The following is a 17615-nucleotide window of genomic DNA, read 5'->3' as shown; positions in this document are numbered from 1 at the left end:
GTGCGCCGATCCCTCGTCGGCGGCGCGCCGCATCCATTGCAAGGAAATCCATGAAGTCCATCGCCAACACCCTGCGCGCCAGCCTGCTGGCCAGCGCGGTCGTCGCTGCACTCGGCCTCACTGCATGCAGCCCATCGCAAACCCCGCCTGCCAACCCGGCCGAGGACGCCGCCGCCATACCTGCAGGCAGCGGTGCATACAGCATTCGCGGCACGCTGCCGGGGTTGGCCGATGGCACCGAACTCAAACTGCTGGTGCCGTCGGCGGCGACCGACCCAATGCATGTCGAACCGGTGGCCACGGCAACCGTGCAGGATGGCGCCTTCGTGCTCAGCGGTGAGGTGAAGCAGGCCGTACCGGCGGTGCTGATGGTGGGCAATCAAGGCTCGGTGAAACTGGTGCTGGAGCCCGGCGAGCTGCGTATTGAAGCCGGCGAACTGGGCCCGGTGGCCAAGGGCGGCAGCCTGACCGAGCGTGTCTACGGCTATCTGCGGGATCCCGCCTATGTAGCTGCCTACAAGGCCAACCGCGAAGCCAATCGCAAGGCCTTCGACGGTGTGGATGAGAACGACGAAGCAGCGATGAAGGCCGCGCGCGAGTCGGTTGCTGCGCCGTTTGCTGCCTTGACCAAGGTCAGGAATGACTACGACGCGGTCATCCTCGATGGTGCCGAGCCGGCGCTGCTCAAGCTGCTGGTCCTGAGCGAGAACTACGATTGGAAGCGCTACGACGTGGCCCGCCGCGCGCAGTTGTTGGCCAGCTACAAGCAGGAGCTCGGCGCGCATCCCTTGATCGTGCAGATGGAGCAGGCCGCGGCCGACTACGCCAAGACCCAGCAGCTGGCCGAGAAGTTCGGCCCGGGCAAGCCCTATGCCGACATCGAGGCCGTCGGTGTGGACGGCAAGGTGGTCAAGCTGTCCGAGGTGCTGGCGCGCAACAAGCTGGTGCTGCTCGATTTCTGGGCGTCCTGGTGCGGGCCGTGCCGTGGCGAATTCCCACATCTGCTGAAGGTGTACCGCGAGTTCCACGCACACGGCTTCGAGATCTACGCCGTGTCGCTGGATGAAGACAAGGCGGACTGGACCAAGGCCATGCAGGAAGAGGGCGGCAGCAACGACCTGCCGTGGATCAACCTGCAGGCACCGGGCTTCGAGGACAAGGCCGCGCAGACCTATGGCGTGGTGCAGCTGCCGCAGAACTACCTGATTGCCGGTGACGGCACCATTGTCGGTGTCGGCATGCGCGAGTGGGACGTCGAGCGCGCAGTGCGTGCGCAGATCAAGAAGGTTGAAGATGCGCCTGCACGTTGATGTCATCCGCCGCGCCGCGCTGAGCGCATTGTTGCTGCTCGGCGTACTGCTGCCTGGCGGCGTGCTGGCGCAGGTGCAGGCCGAGCTCGTCGCGGCGCAACGTTCGGTGCAACCTGGGCAGCCGCTGCAGCTCGCCCTGCGCATGCAGCACGATCCGCATTGGCACAGCTTCTGGAAAAACGCTGGTACAGGCTTGCCGACCAGGCTGATGTGGGAGCTTCCACCGGGCTGGACCGCCGAGGCGATCCAGTGGCCAACGCCAATCCTGGTCCGTGACCGCGAAGGCAATATCACCGGCCACGGTTACGAAGGCCTGTCCTACCTGCCGGTGCGATTGATCGCTCCGGCTGACCTGAAACCCGGCAGTGTTGTCGAGTTGAAGGCGCAGGCGCGCTGGCTGATGTGCGAAACCGTGTGCATCCCGGGCAAGGCAGCTTTGAGCCTGAGCGTGCCGGTCAGTGCCGACCTGCCACAGCCTGATGCCGATATGCAGGCGGCGTTGGCGGCATTGCCGATGCCAGGTTCCAGCGAAGGTTGGCAGCTGGCGGCAACCCGTGAACAGGGTGACCTGACCCTGCGCGTGGCCGCACCGGCAGATATCGCCGAATTGCATTTCTTCCCCGCCGACGAATTCGTTTCCTACAAGGTGCCGCAGACCATCGGCAATCGCGGCGCACGCGCCTTGCTGAAGTTGCCTCTGGATGCGGCCGAGACCATGCCAGCCGATGCGGCGCTGCGCGGCGTGCTGGCTTACACCGACGCGCAAGGCGTCTACCGTGGTGTCAGCATTGAGTTGCCGTTCGTGGCCGAGGCCGAGGCGACTGCCTTGGTCAGCACGGCCGACCTTGGGGCTGCACCGGCTTCAGGTGCAGGCAATGATGGTGCACAGCTGTCGCTGTTGGTGCTGCTGTTCGCAGTGCTCGGCGGGCTCATCCTCAACCTGATGCCCTGCGTGTTCCCGGTGCTTGGCCTGAAGGTGGTTGGCTTCATCGAGCAGGCTGGCAATGACAGGCGCAAGGTCAGCCTGCATGCGCTGTCGTTCACCGCCGGTGTGCTGCTCTCGTTCTGGGCGTTGGCGGGCATGCTGGCGGTGCTGCGTGAAAGCGGACAGCAACTGGGCTGGGGCTTCCAGCTGCAATCGGCACCGTTCGTGTTCGTGCTGACGCTGGTGATGCTGGCCTTCGCGATGAACCTCAGTGGCGTGTTCGAAGTTGGCATGCGCGCCACCAGCGTCGGCTCAGGCCTGCAGATGCGGAGTGGTGTGGCCGGCAGCTTCTTCAGCGGCATGCTCGCCACCGTGGTGGCAACGCCGTGCAGTGCGCCGTTCCTGGCACCGGCCTTGGGCGCAGCGTTGGCCCTGCCAACCGCGCAGTCGTTCCTGGTGTTCACCGCCATCGCGCTGGGGCTGGCGCTGCCCTACCTGCTGTTGTCGGTATTCCCGTCGCTGGTCAAACTGTTGCCGCGCCCCGGCGCGTGGATGGAAACCTTCAAACAGCTGATGGCCTTCCCGCTGTATGCCACCGTCGGCTACCTGCTGTGGGTGCTTGCGGGGCAATTGCACGAAGCGGCCCTGCTCAATGCCTTGTTGGCGCTGTCACTGTTGGGCTTCGGTGTGTGGCTGTATGGCCGTGGCACCCGTCCCGGTGCACGCGGCGGCTGCGCCAGATTCGGTGTGGTTGCCGGCGTGCTGGTGCTGGCAGGGGCGGTGCTGTTCGGTTGGCCGCGTGCTCCAGCGCCGGAAGCCCTGCAATGGGAAGCCTGGAGCAGCGAGCGCGTGCAGCAGCTGCAGGCCGAGGGCCGCCCGATCTATGTCGACTTCACCGCGCGTTGGTGTGCTACCTGCCAGGTCAACAAGAAGGTGGTGTTCGCCGCGGCACGGGTGAACGACTACTTCCGCGACAACGAGGTGGTCGCGCTGAAGGCTGACTGGACCAACGCCGATCCACTGATCACCGCCGAGCTGGAACGTTGGAACCGCAGCGCGGTGCCGTTCAACCTGGCCTATCCGGCCGGTGGCGGCCCGCCCCGCGAACTGCCCGAGGTACTCACGCCGGAGATCGTGCTCTCCGCGCTGGACAACGTTACCCCACCAAGACGGGATTGAACTCCCGCCCCGACTTTCCCCGCGCCTCCGGGCGCATCTAGAGAGAACGCAACGCATGATTTCGCAACGCCTGTTGTGCGCCGGCCTTGCGCTGGGCTTGATGGCAGCTGCTGCTGCCTCGGCCGAGCCGGTCAAGGTCAATGGCTTCACCTACGTAAAATCCGCCGATGGCATCGACGAGTACCGGCTCGACGCCAATGGTTTGAGCGTCCTGCTGCTGCCCAACCACGCCGCACCGGTGGTGACCTTCCAGATGACCTATCGGGTCGGTTCGCGCAACGAGGTGACCGGCACCACCGGTGGCACCCACCTGCTCGAGCACCTGATGTTCATGGGCAGCACCAACTTCGACGGCGCTAACAACGTCGACACCTACCTGGACCGCGTCGGTGCCGGCTTCAACGCCACCACCTCGCTGGACCGCACCAACTACTACGCCACGCTGCCGCCGGCCGCGCTGGACGGTTACATCGCCATCGAAGCCGATCGCATGCGGGGTCTGCTGCTGCGTGAGAAGGATCGCCAGAGCGAAATGACGGTGGTGCGCAACGAATACGAGCGCAACGAAAACAATCCCAACGGCGCCTTGATGAAGCTGATGTGGGCGACCGCCTTCAGCGCGCATCCGTACCACCATCCGGTGATCGGCTGGCGCAGCGATATCGAGAAGGTGTCCATCGAGAAGCTGCGCGCGTTCTACGACACCTTCTACTGGCCGAACAACGCCACTGTCACCGTGGTTGGCGATATCGACAGTGCCAAGGTGCTGGCCAGCATTGGTGAGAAGTTCGGCAAGGTGCCGCGCTCGCCGCATGCCATTCCCGAGGTCTACACCACCGAGCCGGAGCAGCAGGGCGAGCGTCGGGTGACGCTGCGTCGTGCTGGTGAAACCGGCACGGTGATGATGGCGTACAAGGCCCCGGCGGGCCTGGACAAGGACATTCCGGCACTGAACGTGCTGGAGCTGGTGTTGCAGGGCGGCCGCAGCGCCCGCCTGCAGCGTGCGTTGGTGGACACCAGCAAGGCGGTGGCGGTATCGGGTGGCATGTACCAGCAGCGCGATCCCAGCCTGTTCATGCTGAGCGTGGCGTTGGCCCCGGACAGCAAGCACGAAGAGATCGAGAAGATCGTCCGCGAGGAGATCGCCAAGGTTGCCCGCGATGGCGTCAGCGTCGAGGAGATCAAACGCGTGCTTGGTCCGTACCGTGCCGAGGAAGCCTACCGCCGCGATGGCACCGACCAGGCCGCCGATGCGCTCAACGAGTTCATCGCGATGGGCGATTGGACCCTGTATTCCAGCGCCTTGAAGGATCTTGAGAAGGTCACCCCGGCCGACGTGCAGCGCGTCGCCGGCAAGTATTTCACCGCAGAGCAGAGCACGGTTGGCTGGTTCGTGCCGGAGAGCAGCAAGTGAACAACGCAAAACGCATTCGACTGATTCCGTTGGCACTGGCTGCACTGTCCAGCCTTGCCGCATTCGCCGCACAGGCCGGCGTCGCCGACACCGCCGTGCACGCCAAGGCCGCCGGCATCGACCTGATCGTCTACCCGATGGGGGTCAAGGACGTGGTCACCTTCACCGGCTCGATGCCGCTGGGTGACGCCTTCCTCGCCGCCAAGGGCGACAACCCGGCAGTGCCGACGCTGACCGCGATGCTGCTGGAAGCCGGCACCACCCGCCGCGACAAGTTCGCCATCTCCGATGCGCTGGACGGCATCGGTGCACAGCTGTCCTTCAGCCCCAGCGCCGCGCGCATCGGCATCTACGGCAAGAGCCTGAAGCAGGACCTGCCGACCGTGCTCGACCTGCTCGCCGAACAGCTGCGCCAGCCGGCCTTCACCGCTGAAGAGTTGGCCAAGGCCAAGGTGCAGCTGGAAGCGGCATTGCGCCAGGCCAGCGACAACCCCGGCACGATGGCCCGCGAAACCATGATGCTGAGCATCTTCCCGGCTGGCAGCATCAACGCACCTGCTCCGCGCGAAGCCATGCTCAAGGCCGTACCGCAAGTGACGCTGGAGCAGATCAAGGCCTTCCACGCCAAGTACTACGGCCCGGCGCACATGACCCTGGTGTTTGCCGGTGACGTCGATGCCAAGGCGATCGAGACCGCGGTCGCACACGGCTTCAACGGCTGGAGCGGCGGCGTGGATTATCTGCGCGACGCACCGGCACGGCTGCCGGCCAAGGCCGCCGAGCACAACATCGCGATGAAGGACAAGGCCAGCGTCAGCGTGTTCCTGGGCCAGTCCACCGGCCTGCGTTACACCGATGCCGACTACCTGCCGATGACGGTGGGCGTGGACGTGTTGGGTTCTGGCTTCACCGGCCGGCTGATGGCAGCGGTGCGGGCGAAGGAAGGCCTGACCTACGGCATCGGCGGCAACCTGCTGGGCAGCGACTACATGGACGGCGGCCTGGGCATCAGCACCACCTTCGCACCGGAGCTGATGGACAAGGGCATCGCCAGCACCCGCCGCGAACTGCAGCGCTGGTGGAAGGATGGAATCACCGCCGACGAACTCGACGCACGCAAGCAGGCCATGGTCGGCAGCTACCAGGTTGGCCTGGGCAATACCGACGGCATGTCGGCGGCGATCATCGGCACGGTTGAGCGCGGTGTGGGCCTGGCCTGGCTGGACAACTACCCGCAGGCGATCCAGTCGGTGACGCTGCAGCAGGTCAATGGCGTGATCCGCAAGTACGTGGACCCGCAGAAGATGGTGCTGGTCAAGGCCGGCACCTTCAAAAAGTAAGTCGCAGCCTCTGCCAAGTGGTTCGACACCAACAAACGCCGGCTTATGCCGGCGTTTGTTGTTTCAAGACCATGCGTTGGTCAGGCGCGCACGGTATTGGAAATGATCTCCACCCAATAACCGTCCGGGTCCTTGATGAAGGCCAGGCTCTTCATGCGGCCATCGCTCAGGCGCTTCTGGAACGGCACGCCCAGTTCCTCGAAACGGGCACAGGCCGCTTCCAGTTCCGGCACCGACACGCAGATGTGGCCGAAGCCGCGCGGGTCGCTGTTGCCGTCGTGGTAGACCGGGCCATCCTGGTTCTCGGTGCCGTGGTTGTGGGTGAGTTCCAGCACACCGGGAATACCGGCCATCCACAGGCGGCGCTCGGCATCGTCCTGCGGCACCTGTACACCGGCCGGCACATAGGCCAGGAAGTACAGGCTGAACTGTGCTTCGGCGAAATCACGCTGGTCGATCAGCTGGAAGCCGAGCACGCGCGTATAGAAATCCAGCGAGGCGCGGATGTCCTTGACCCGCAGCATCGTGTGGTTGAACACGAAGCCATTGGTTTCGGCCGGCACCTGGGCGGCAACGCCAGGCTGTTGGGCAAGGGTTTGAAGGCTCATGAAAACTATCCTGTTGCGATGAATGGGGGAGGGCGGGTGCGCTGCCGTGGCAGCGTAACGCTCATGCAAAAAGTTGCATTTGAAATCGCTAGCCCAGCTTGCATGCGTCGATACAAAAAATCATCAACTGCATACCTTCCACGGCTAGGCGGCTGCGCGCGCGCTGGCTATGCTGCGTCGCAGGATAGTCGTTGTTCCCCTGTTTTTGATGAAGCGCGCATGCATCGCCTGATGTGCGCTGGGAGTGACGCTGGCGCAAGGCCTGCGCGGATTGTTGGCAGAGGATGCCACCACGGACGGAGCCATGACGTGAGCAACGGAGGTTGACAAGGTTTCGCTGCTCGCGTTATTCATTGTATGTATATACAAATAAAGAGGCTGTCCGGAACTTCATGTCCTACCGTGTGTGGCTGCCGTTGCTGCTGATGCTGGTGCTCGCCGTTGAAGGCGTGCTCGGTGCATGGGCGAGCACGCGCATGGTGCTGCATGCGGATGGGGCTCCGTCGGTTGCCGGAATTACCCGCGCGGCCAGTGCCAGCTGTAATCCGGTTCGAAGTGATCTGGTGAATCGCACGTCGGCAGCGCCGGGCGCAACAGCTGGCAGCGGCCACGACGAGCACGCTGGCAAGTCGACTTCCAGCCATGCCGATGACTGCAGCTGCGCTGACAGCGTGGGCTGCGAATGTCTGTGTGTGTTCACCATCTATCCCCCCGCGACGGCGCTGTTGTTCGCCGGTGCGCATCCGCCGGTATCGGCCGATACGCCATTGCCGGTGCTGGTATTGCCGGCGGGCAGGCTGTCCCGCGTCTTCCGACCTCCCATCGTCTGAGCGGTTGTTCTCGCGTCACCACGACGTAGTAGTGAACCGTGCTCGCGCCCGCGACCGCGGCTATCGCCCCGAGACAGAATCCCAGCGAGAGAGAACATGTATTTGAAGCCCCAAGCCTTGGCTGCGGCCATTGGCACGCTGCTGTGTGCCACCGCCATCCACGCTGCCAACGCGCAGGACGCGCAACCCCCGAATGAAGCCGCCCGCACGCTGGATGCCGTGCAGGTCACCGGCAGCCACATCAAGCGCGCGCAGTTGTCGGGCGTAGGCCCGGTCAGCGTGATCGACGCGCAGGCCATTGAACGCTCCGGCGCCACCTCGGTGGACACGCTGTTGCAGCGCCTGCCGGCCTCGGCCGGTTTTGCCGGCAGCCAGAGCAATGCCTACTGGGCCGAGAATGGCTATGGCACCACCCAGGTCAATCTGCGCGGCTTGGGCATCAACCGCACCCTGGTGCTGCTCAATGGTCGCCGCATCGTCAATGGCGGTACCGGCGCCAATAGTTCGGTCGATCTGAACATGATCCCGGTGTCGTTGATCGAGCGCGTGGAAGTGCTCAAGGACGGCGCCTCAGCCATCTACGGCGCCGACGCGGTGGCCGGTGTGGTCAACATCATCACCAAGCAGGGATTCGACGGCGCCGAGGCCGCGGTGCGTTACGGCCAGACCACGCGTGGCGATGGCGATGAAACCGCTGTCGACCTGGCCTGGGGCGTCACCAGCGATCGCGGCTCGCTGATGGCCGGCATCAACTACGCCGAAGGCGGCACGGTGAACATGGCGTCGCGAGCGCCCTGCGGCCTGGCCGAAGTAGGCGGCAAGCTGGTGTGCTCGGGCAGTTCCACCACGGTGGGTGGCCGCGCGCTGCTGGCCGATGGCAGCCGCGTCAACTTCAACCAGGTACTGGGCGGCAACGGCGATTTCTACGAACCGTACTCGGCCGCCAAGCACAACTACAACGGCAACCCCACGCTCAACGCGGTCAATCCGATCAAGCGCATCAGCATGAGCGTGTTCGGTGACAACCAGATCAGCGAGAACACCACCGTTTTCACGGAGCTGATGTACACCAACCGCCAATCCGATCAGCTGGCCGCGCCGGGCGGACTCGGCGTGTATCGGCCGATCAACATCGCCGCCAATCACCCGACCAACCCGACCGGACAGGACCTGCTGCTGCAGCGCCGTCGTCTGGAAGAAGCCGGCCCGCGCCATTTCTCGCAGGAGGTGAATACCTTCCGTGGTCTGGTCGGAGTGAAGGGCCAGTTCGGCACTGGTTGGGACTGGTCGGCGGCCTTGAACTGGGGCCGCAACACGGGCGTTGATGGTTCGGACAACGTCGCCAATCTTGATCGTGTCGAGCAGACCTTGAACCGCAGCGTCTGCAGCCCGGTGCCGGGCGCAGCGATTCCCTGCGGCGACTATCTCGGCTATGGCGATCTGAGTCGCGAAGTGCTCGACTACATCCTCTACACCTCGCGCGATACCGGCGGCAACGAACAGAAGAGTTTCACTGCCAATCTGAGCGGACAGATCTTCGAGCTGCCTGCAGGTTGGGTAGGCTTCGCTGCCGGCGTGGAAGTGCGCAAGGAACGCGGCTGGCGTAATCCCGATCCGCTGACCGTGCTGGGCATCGGCAATACCAACCAGCAGGACCCGATTGCCGGTGAGTACACCGCCAAGGAAGTCTTCGCCGAGTTGGCCATTCCGCTGCTGCAGGACAACGTCATCGCTGATTCGCTGTATCTGAATCTGGCCGGGCGTGCGTCGGACTACGATCTGTTCGGTCGCGATTACAACTACAAGGCCGGCCTGGATTGGCAGATCAATCCGGCGCTGAAAGTACGCAGCACCTATGCCACCGCCTTCCGCATCCCGAACATTCCGGAACTGTTTGGCGGCGTGGCCGAGGGCAACCTGACCACCACCGATCCGTGCAGCAACTGGTCGGCGTTGCCGGCGGGCTCCACGGTTCGTCAAAATTGCCAGGCCTACGGCGTGCCGGCTGGCTACGTGCAGCCGGGCAATACCATCCTCACCACCTCGGGCGGAAACTCGGCGCTGGAGCCGGAAGACGCCACCTCGTTCACCGCGGGTGTGGTGTGGACACCGGCGTTCCTGTCCGGGCTGACCTTGACGCTGGATTACTACAATATCCGCATCAAGCACGCGATCCAGCGCATCGACGGTTCCACCAAACTGGCCATCTGCTACAACACCCCGGGGCTGGCGCATCCGTTCTGCGATGCCAGCAACTTCACCCGCAATCCGCGCACCGGCGAAGTGGACTTCCTGTCCTCGCAACCAGTCAACGCCGCCAATGAGCATGTCACCGGTTACGACTTCGGCGCGCTGTATGAATTCAAGGCCGCCGGCTTCGATGCCAGCGTCAGTGCCGATGTGTCCTACCTGCAGCGCTATGACGTGCGGCCGTACGACGGTGCCGACCTGATCGAGTACGCCGGCAAGATCACCGGCGGACGCGGCAGCTATGCCAAGTGGCGTGGCCTGGTCTCGGTCAATGCCTCGCGCGATCAATGGTCGGGTACCTGGAGCACGCAGTACATCGGTCGCGCTGATGACATCAATGCAGCCCGCGGTGACATCGGTGACCACGCGCCGTCGGTGTTCTATCACAACCTGCAGCTCAAGTACGCGGTGAGCAAGGCGCTGGATGTATCGCTGGGCTTGGACAACGTCTTCGACAAGAAGCCGCCGTTCATCCAGAGCTACACCGATGCCAACACCGATACGATGACCTACGACCTGCTGGGTCGCCGCTGGTACGCACGCATCGGCTACCGCTGGTGATTGGATGCGCCCCGTCGCAGCTGCGGCGGGGCGCGTCATTGAACGAGGACGATGTTGATGAAACCCGCATTCTGGGCACGCCGTGCCCACAAATGGATCGGTCTGGTGATCGGTGTGCAGGCGCTGCTGTGGATGCTCAGCGGCGTCTACATGACCGTGGTGCCGCTGGACGTGATCCATGGCGACCACCTTGCCCACGTGCACGGGACGCCGCTGCCGGCGCAGACCGCGCGCGTTGGTGCCGATGTGCTGGGCACGCGCTACCCGCAGATGGAATCGTTCCGGCTAAAGCATGTGCTGGAGCGCGAGGTCTATGAGATCCGCCAAGGCAAACAGAAGTATCTGGTAGATGCTGCCAGCGGCGAACGCCTGGCACCGATGGACCGCGAGCAGGCCATAGCGCTGGCGCAGTCGCTGTACCAGGGCGAGGGCGAAGTGGAGCGGGTGGAGTGGATCACCCGTGCGCCATCGGAGGTAAAGACCCGGCCGGTGCCGATGTGGGCCGTGCATTTCAGCGGGCGCGGTGACAGCACGCTGTACCTGTCACCCGACAGCGGTGAGCTGCTCGCGCGCCGGCACGACCTGTGGCGCATTTTCGACTTCGTGTGGATGTTGCACATCATGGATTACGAGAACCGCACTGACGTCAACAACACCTTGCTGCGCGTGGCCTCGGTCATTGGCCTGGGCTTCGCCCTCAGTGGCATCTGGCTGCTGTTCTACAGCTTCGGCAAACGGAGGAACGCATGACGCCCTGGATGCGGACCCTGCACAAGTGGGTGGGCCTGATCGTCGGCCTGCAGTTCGTGGTGTGGCTGGGCAGTGGGCTGATGATGAGCCTGCTCGACCCAGACAAGATCGAGGGCAGTGCCCAGCAGGCAGCAGCAGTTGCCAACCCTGCGTGGCCGGCCGCGACAGTGTCGCCAAGCGTGGCGCTGGCCGCAGCCAAGGGTGAGGCGGCAACACTGGACAGTGGCTGGTTGCTGGAACAGCCGGTGTACCGCCTGCAGTCGCCGGAAGGCACCGAGGTGATCGACGCCCGTGACGGCAAGCGCATCAGTATCGATGCGGCGATCGCTGCGAAAGTTGCGCAGGCTGCGTATGCCGGTGATGGTGTTGCCGCCGCGCCGCAGTACCTGGAGAAGACGCTGGAAACCCGGGCCAACCCGGATCCGGTATGGCGCGTCGACTTCAGTGATGCGCAGGACACGAGCATCTATGTGTCCGCGCACAGCGGCCAGGTGATGGAGCATCGCAACGCGACGTGGCGGTTGTTCGACATCTTCTGGATGCTGCACATCATGGACTACAGCAGCCGGGCCAACTTCAACAACCCGCTGGTGGTTGGCATGGGCATCGGTGGTCTGTGGCTGGCGCTGACCGGTGTGTGGTTGCTGATCGCCAGTTTCCACCTGCAGGAGTTCATCCCACGTCGCTGGCGTTCACGCCGGCAGCTGATGGTCTATGCACCGGGCGGCGCGCATCTGCGCACGGTCGAGGTAGCCAGTGGCGACAGCGTTTACGTGGCGCTCGCACGTGAGGGCATCAATCTTCCCTCCAACTGCGGTGGCGGCCAGAGCTGTGGTCTATGCGAGGTGCGGGTACGTTCCGGTGCCAGTAAGGCAACAGCGGCAGATCGCGCGCACGTGGCCGAAGCAAAGCGCAAGGTCGGCTGCAGGTTGGCCTGCAATCTGCAGGTGGATGAGGACGTCGAGATCGAAGTGGCCGGCGGTGCCAGCCTGTGGACCGACCACTGGGCCGTCGTCGAGAAGGTCGTCGCGGTGACGCCGTTCCTGCGCGAGATCCATCTGCGCCCTGAGCAGGCCGCGGACGCGCAGTTCCAGCCGGGCTGCTACCTGCAGATGCACGTGCCCGAGTACGAGTTGCCGCGCAGTGCGGTGTGGTACCCGGACGAGCATGACGAGGATTGGAAGGGGCTGTCCTTGCCTGCGACCTTACAGAACAAGACCGCGGTGCGGCGCTCGTACTCGCTGGCGACACCGGTATCGAACGCGGACGGCGGCCTGGTGCTGCTGGTGCGCTTCAGTCCCGGCTGGCAGGAGAACCGCAAGCATCCGCCGGGCAAGGGCTCGACCTATGCCTATACGTTGCGTGAGGGTGACCGTGTCCGCTACAGCGGCCCGTTTGGTGATTTCGCACTCAGCGGCAGTGAGCGCGAGAAGATATTCATTGGCGCCGGTGCAGGCATGGCGCCGCTACGTGCACTAATCCAGCAGCGCTTGGATGAAGGTGGTGGTGAACGTATGCATTACTGGTACGGCGCCCGTGGCGAGCGTGATTGCCCGTACGTCGAGCAGATGCAGGAGTTGGCGCGTGAGCATGCCAACTTCAGCTGGCATCCGGTGTGGTCGGGGCAGGGGACGGATGCACGGCGTGTGCATGATGCGATCCATGAAGACCTGTTGAAGCAGCATCCGGATCTGGCGGGTTGCGAGTTCTATCTGTGTGGACCACCGGCGATGTTGGCGGCGACCAGGCAGCTGTTGCGCAAGCTGGGTGTTGCGGATGAGCGGGTTGCGTTTGATGACTTCAAGATCTGACGCAGGCTTGCTGCAGCTGAGCTGCGGCAGTTGCTTAGGCGGCTGCCGTGGTTGTTGGCTCTTGCTATTGCTTTGGCTTTTGCTTTGGCTGTTGCTTCGGCCGTTGCTTTGATCTTTGCTTCCAGCATTCCCTTCTCCCGCTTGCGGGAGAAGGTGCCCGAAGGGCGGATGAGGGGTGCTTTTGCACCTTGCGGTAAAGCCCCTGCCGAGCATGGCTCGGCACTACAACGGCACGCGGCTTTGGTCCCGTCCCTTGCGCTGAGGCAAGGGGGCTACGAATCAATAGTTCGTCTATTGCGCCTCTCCCGCCCGCGAGAGGGAGAGGAGCTTTTAGCGCAAATTACTCGTGCTTTGAGAACTCGCTCAACGAACCATCATTGCCGAGCAATGCAACCGTGAACGCCTGGCGGTAACCATCCGGCGATTCCATGCCCGGCGTACCCACCGGCATGCCCGGCAGCACCAGGCCACGTGCCTGCGGGCGCTCGGCCAGCAGCTTCTTGATGTCTTCCACCGGGACATGGCCTTCCACCACATAGCCGTCGATCTCGGAGGTGTGGCAGGACATCATGCCGTCGCCGATTCCCAGCCGCTGCTTCACCGCCATCATGTCGCTGGTGTCATTGATCTGTACCGGGAAGCCTGCGGCCTGCATATGCTCGGCCCAGCCACCACAGCAGCCACAGTTCGGGTCCTTGTGCACAACCACCAACGGCAAGGCCTTGGTAGCCGGCGCAGCTTCAGCAGCCTTCGCAGGTGCCGCAACAACCGCAGCGGCTGCCGTGCTGGCAGTTGACGGACTGGCATTGCAGGCACTGATCAACAAGGTGCCGGCAGCCAGAACCAGCAGCGAGAACATCGGCTTTGAACGCATTTTCATGATCTAGATTCCTTGGACAGTTTGCCGCACAGGCCGGAGGCCAGTGCGGCAGTAGGGCGTCACAGCATCGACAGGCCGCGCTCGAATTCCTTGGCGTCGAGCTTGCCATCACGGTTGCCGTCGCTCATGCCGAAGTGCGGCAGCAGCGGGTGACCGCTGGGCAGCTCCTCGCGGCTGATGAAGCCATCCTTGTTGGCATCGAAACGCTTGAACGTCGCCGCTGCATCAGCCTGCGGTGCCTTTGCAGCCGGTTTTGCAGCCGGTGCGTGGTGCTCATGGCCGGCATGCTGGGCCTGCGCGATGGAAACGGAGGCAAGGGAGGTCGCGCCGACCAGTGCGGCCTGGAGAAAGAATTTCATCGAATGTATTCCTTGTAACGAGAGTGGGGATGGCGTCGGCATGCGACGCCATCACTACGAATCAGAACCAGAAGCGCACACCGGCAACCCAGCGCGATTCGCTCACGCCTTCGCCGGCATCACGGTGCAGGTCGGCGGTATCGCCGAACGCGCGCTCGTGCACGAAGCCCACATACGGTGCGAACTTGCGGGTGAACTCGTAGCGCAGGCGCAGGCCTGCTTCCACGCTGCTCAGGCCCCTGCCCACACCGCGGCGCGGATCATCATCGGCAACGATGCTGGCTTCCACCACCGGTTGCAGGATCAGCCGGTTGGTCAGCAGCACGTCGTACTCGACCTCGAAGGCCAACTCGGCCTTGCGCGGTCCGCCGATGTAGGCCATCGCCGAGACTTCGAACTTGTACGGAGACATGCCCTGCAGGCCGAAGGCTGCGCGGGTCAGATCCGGGGATTCGCGGCTGTTGTCATGCCGCGCACCGGCCACCACGTCCCACCACGGCGAGATCGAATGCCCGTACAGCGCATCCACCGACCAGTCGCCGAGCGCGTTCTCGCTGCGCTCGCCCTCACTGCGGATCCATAGGCGGTTGATGTCGCTGCCGAACCAGGAGTCGATGCCCCAGGCCTGGCCGCTGCCGTGGGCGTTGTCCCAGGCTTCCAGATGATCGAATACCACCAGGCTGTGGAACGACGGTGCGTGCTCCATCGCATGCGGCTTCAATACCGGGAAGGCATCGTCGAAGTCCTGCTTGGTCGGCGTCGGGATCGGTTCGCGCGGCGCGTCGCTGGCGCTGTTGCCCTGCATGTTGTGACCGGCATGCGGATCCGAGGGCATTGCATGCCCCGCGTGCGGGTCAGCTGCCGCGCCGTGGCTGGAATGATCTTCCGCCTTGGGCATTGCATGGTCGGCATGCGGATCGGCGGGCATGGTATGGCCTGCATGTGGATCAGCAGCCTTGGCTTTGCCACCATGACCACGGTGCGCAGCATGCGGATCGGCCGGCTTGGTCTTGGGCATGTTGTGCCCGGCATGCGGATCCACGGCCGGCTTTGCTTCAGCGGCGTGCCCGGCGTGGCCCGCATGTGGGTCCTGCGCGAAGGCATTGCCACTGGCGGCCAGGGCGATGAACAGCAGCGAGTGAGAAAGAGTCTTCATGCGTCGATCCTCACTTCGCGCATCATGCCCGCTTCCATGTGGTACAGCAGATGGCAATGGAAGGCCCAACGGCCCAGCGCATCCGCGCGCACGCGGTAGCTGCGGCGTGTGCCGGGCGGCATGTCGATGGTGTGCTTGCGCAACTGGAACTCGCCGTCGGCGTTCTCCAGGTCACTCCATACGCCGTGCAGGTGGATCGGGTGCTGCATCATCGTGTCGTTGACCAGCACGATGCGCATGCGCTCGCCGTAGTTCAACTTGATGGGCTCGGCACCGGCAAACGGAATGCCGTCGAAGTTCCAGGCGAACTTTTCCATGTGGCCGGTGAGATGCAGTTCGATCTCGCGGCCGGGCTCACGCCCATCCGGGTCCTCGAACAAGGAGCGCATCGCGCCATAGGTCAGCACCTTGCGGCCGTTGTCACGCAGGCCGATGCCGGGGTCGTCGAGCTTGGGCTCGGTGGCCGCGGTCTGCATGTCGATCAGTGGATTGCCGGCTTCGCTGGGCTTGTGCTTGGGCGACTTGTCGGAGCCGTCATGGGCGCCGTGACCCATCGCCGCACCGCAGCCGCCTTCCATGCCCTTGGCCCCCATGTTGGCGCCGCAACCACCTTCCATGCCGGCACCGTGGTCGCCATGGCTGCCCATGTCGTGGCCCATGTCGCTCATGGTCAGCAGCGGGCGCGGATCGATCTGCGGAATCGGCGCCTGCAGGCCATGCCGCGTTGCCAGCGTGCCGCAGGCGTAGCCGGTGCGGCCCATGTCCTGCGCAAACAGGGTGAAGGCATCCTGGCCGGTCGGTTCGACGATCACGTCGAAGGTCTCGGCCGGGGCAATGCGGAACTCGTCGATGCTGACCGGATGGATGTACTGGCCATCAGCGGCGACCACGGTCATCTTCAGGCCGGGGATGCGCACATCGAAGTAGGTCATCGCCGAGCCGTTGATGAAACGCAGCAACACCTTTTCGCCACTGCGGAACAGGCCGGTCCAGTTGCCGGCCGGCGCGGTTCCGTTCATCAGGTAGGTGTAGGTGTGGGCGTTGATGTCGGACAGATCGGAGGGCGTCATCCGCATCCGGCCCCACATGCCACGGTCGCTGAGTGTCTCGCGCAGGCCATCCTTGCGCGCGTCGCGCATGAAGTCACCCACCGTGCGCTGGTAGGTGTTGTCATGCATCGGCATTTTCTTCATGCGCCGGAACAGCGCATCCGGGTCCATGTCGGTCCAGTCCGAGAGCATGACCACATGCTCGCGGTCGAAGTGGTACGGCGGCGGTGCCAGCGGATCGACGATCATCGCGCCGTACAGGCCGGCCTGTTCCTGGAACATGGAATGACTGTGGTACCAGTAGGTGCCGGACTGCTTGAGTTGGAACCGGTACTGGTAGGCCTCACCCGGTGCGATGCCGTTGAAGCTCAGGCCTGGCACGCCGTCCATGTTGGCCGGCAGCAGGATGCCGTGCCAATGGATGGAGGTCATTTCATCGGTGAGCGAGTTGGCCACACGCAGGTTGACCGTATCGCCCTCACGCAGGCGCAGGATCGGCGCTGGCAGGGAGCCATTGACGGTGATGGCGGGGCGGGTACGGCCGGTGAAGTTGACCGCCGAGCGGCCAATCGCAAGGTTCAGCTCGGTGCCGCGCAGCTCAACCGGCGGCACGGCCATGGCGCTGCCGGCGGCGAAGGCCTGCGGAATACGCGCCAGGCCGGCACCGGCAACCACGCCGCCAATCGCCAAGCCCTGCACGAAGCGACGTCGCGACAGTACCGAGCGCGAATCGGAAAGGAAATCAGAAGACATGTGGAACTCCCGGCCACACAGCCGCATCACGATGCGTTGCTGCGTGTCCTGAACAGATCAAGGGCGCACCAGGGCGATCGCCTTGGCACAGATATCTGCGTACGCCAGAAGGCGCGGGAATCAGCCGATGGGAGGGCGGTTGAGCTGGCCCGGGGCCACATCGTCGCGAGAGGGGAGTGCTGGCATTGGCGCCAAGGCATGGCGCATCGGTGCAAGCCTGGTCACCGTGACGCTGGGCAGCATGTTGCAATGCTGCTGGCAGTCGCAGTGGTCACCGCTTGCGCAGGGTGTACTGGCCTGTTCGTCCTGGCAGCAATCATGCGCACTGTCAGCGATGGCAAAATCGGGGTGCGCGTGGGGGTTTGTGTCGAGTCCGGGCGCTTGGCCCGCTTTTTACGAGGGCGAGGGCCTTGGCCCATGAGCGCCGGCCCGCCCCACCC

Annotated in this window: 13 protein-coding genes; 8 read left to right on the top strand and 5 right to left on the bottom strand. The window is 64.2% G+C overall.

What is annotated here, in order from left to right; translation table 11 throughout:
- Nucleotides 1–50: 50 nt before the first annotated feature.
- Genes AC1VWL_RS12185 through AC1VWL_RS12170 form a run of 4 tightly spaced genes read left to right on the top strand, consistent with a single transcriptional unit; the run spans nucleotide 51 to nucleotide 6168 of the window.
- A complete protein-coding gene (locus tag AC1VWL_RS12185) occupies nucleotides 51–1310 on the top strand; it encodes a redoxin domain-containing protein (RefSeq protein ID WP_482986866.1) in 1260 nt (419 codons plus the stop codon).
- Nucleotides 1294–3414 carry a protein-disulfide reductase DsbD family protein gene (locus tag AC1VWL_RS12180; protein WP_482986865.1) on the top strand — a complete coding sequence of 707 codons (2121 nt, stop codon included), beginning with the start codon at nucleotides 1294–1296 and terminating at the stop codon, nucleotides 3412–3414. The genes AC1VWL_RS12185 and AC1VWL_RS12180 overlap by 17 nt, the downstream gene beginning before the upstream one ends.
- Before the next feature lie 55 nt (nucleotides 3415–3469).
- Nucleotides 3470–4828 carry a M16 family metallopeptidase gene (locus AC1VWL_RS12175; RefSeq protein WP_481534497.1) on the top strand — a complete coding sequence of 453 codons (1359 nt, stop codon included), beginning with the start codon at nucleotides 3470–3472 and terminating at the stop codon, nucleotides 4826–4828.
- Nucleotides 4825–6168 (top strand): M16 family metallopeptidase, encoded by a 1344-nt coding sequence (locus tag AC1VWL_RS12170; RefSeq protein WP_482986864.1) that lies wholly within the window; start codon nucleotides 4825–4827, stop codon nucleotides 6166–6168. The genes AC1VWL_RS12175 and AC1VWL_RS12170 overlap by 4 nt, the downstream gene beginning before the upstream one ends.
- Nucleotides 6169–6248: 80 nt before the next feature.
- Here AC1VWL_RS12170 and gloA read toward each other — a convergent pair whose 3' ends face one another.
- Nucleotides 6249–6776 (bottom strand): lactoylglutathione lyase, encoded by a 528-nt coding sequence (gene gloA / locus AC1VWL_RS12165; RefSeq protein WP_481547821.1) that lies wholly within the window; start codon nucleotides 6774–6776, stop codon nucleotides 6249–6251.
- A 392-nt stretch (nucleotides 6777–7168) separates the two neighbouring features.
- On the opposite strand from gloA, the gene AC1VWL_RS12160 reads away from it, so the two are divergent.
- From AC1VWL_RS12160 to AC1VWL_RS12145, 4 genes are all read left to right on the top strand, one after another.
- On the top strand, nucleotides 7169–7606 hold the full coding sequence (locus AC1VWL_RS12160) for a CopL family metal-binding regulatory protein (protein ID WP_482986863.1): 438 nt from the start codon (nucleotides 7169–7171) through the stop codon (nucleotides 7604–7606).
- A 96-nt stretch (nucleotides 7607–7702) separates the two neighbouring features.
- Nucleotides 7703–10417, top strand: coding sequence for a TonB-dependent receptor (locus AC1VWL_RS12155; protein WP_482986862.1), 2715 nt, complete (start codon nucleotides 7703–7705; stop codon nucleotides 10415–10417).
- Nucleotides 10418–10474: 57 nt separating this feature from the next.
- The gene (locus AC1VWL_RS12150) at nucleotides 10475–11167 is read left to right on the top strand and encodes a PepSY domain-containing protein (protein ID WP_482986861.1); all 693 of its coding nucleotides are present in this window, start codon (nucleotides 10475–10477) and stop codon (nucleotides 11165–11167) included.
- Entirely contained in the window at nucleotides 11164–12978 is a 1815-nt protein-coding gene (locus AC1VWL_RS12145) for a 2Fe-2S iron-sulfur cluster-binding protein (RefSeq protein WP_482986860.1), read from the top strand. Before AC1VWL_RS12150 ends, AC1VWL_RS12145 begins: the two co-directional genes overlap by 4 nt.
- A 340-nt stretch (nucleotides 12979–13318) precedes the next feature.
- Here AC1VWL_RS12145 and AC1VWL_RS12140 read toward each other — a convergent pair whose 3' ends face one another.
- The 4 genes from AC1VWL_RS12140 to AC1VWL_RS12125 form a co-directional block, all read right to left on the bottom strand.
- Nucleotides 13319–13858 carry a DUF411 domain-containing protein gene (locus AC1VWL_RS12140; RefSeq protein ID WP_482986859.1) on the bottom strand — a complete coding sequence of 180 codons (540 nt, stop codon included), beginning with the start codon at nucleotides 13856–13858 and terminating at the stop codon, nucleotides 13319–13321.
- A gap of 59 nt (nucleotides 13859–13917) precedes the next feature.
- Nucleotides 13918–14217: an EF-hand domain-containing protein gene (locus AC1VWL_RS12135; RefSeq protein WP_482986858.1), complete on the bottom strand. Its 300-nt coding sequence runs from the start codon at nucleotides 14215–14217 to the stop codon at nucleotides 13918–13920.
- Nucleotides 14218–14278: 61 nt separating this feature from the next.
- A complete protein-coding gene (locus AC1VWL_RS12130) occupies nucleotides 14279–15373 on the bottom strand; it encodes a copper resistance protein B (protein WP_482986857.1) in 1095 nt (364 codons plus the stop codon).
- Nucleotides 15370–17175 carry a copper resistance system multicopper oxidase gene (locus AC1VWL_RS12125; RefSeq protein ID WP_482986856.1) on the bottom strand — a complete coding sequence of 602 codons (1806 nt, stop codon included), beginning with the start codon at nucleotides 17173–17175 and terminating at the stop codon, nucleotides 15370–15372. The genes AC1VWL_RS12130 and AC1VWL_RS12125 overlap by 4 nt, the downstream gene beginning before the upstream one ends.
- Nucleotides 17176–17615 lie beyond the last annotated feature (440 nt).

This window comes from Stenotrophomonas sp. STEN063 (assembly GCF_056854515.1).
The sequence above is the reverse complement of the archived record's forward strand: the minus strand, read 5'-3'. Positions and strand labels throughout refer to the sequence as shown.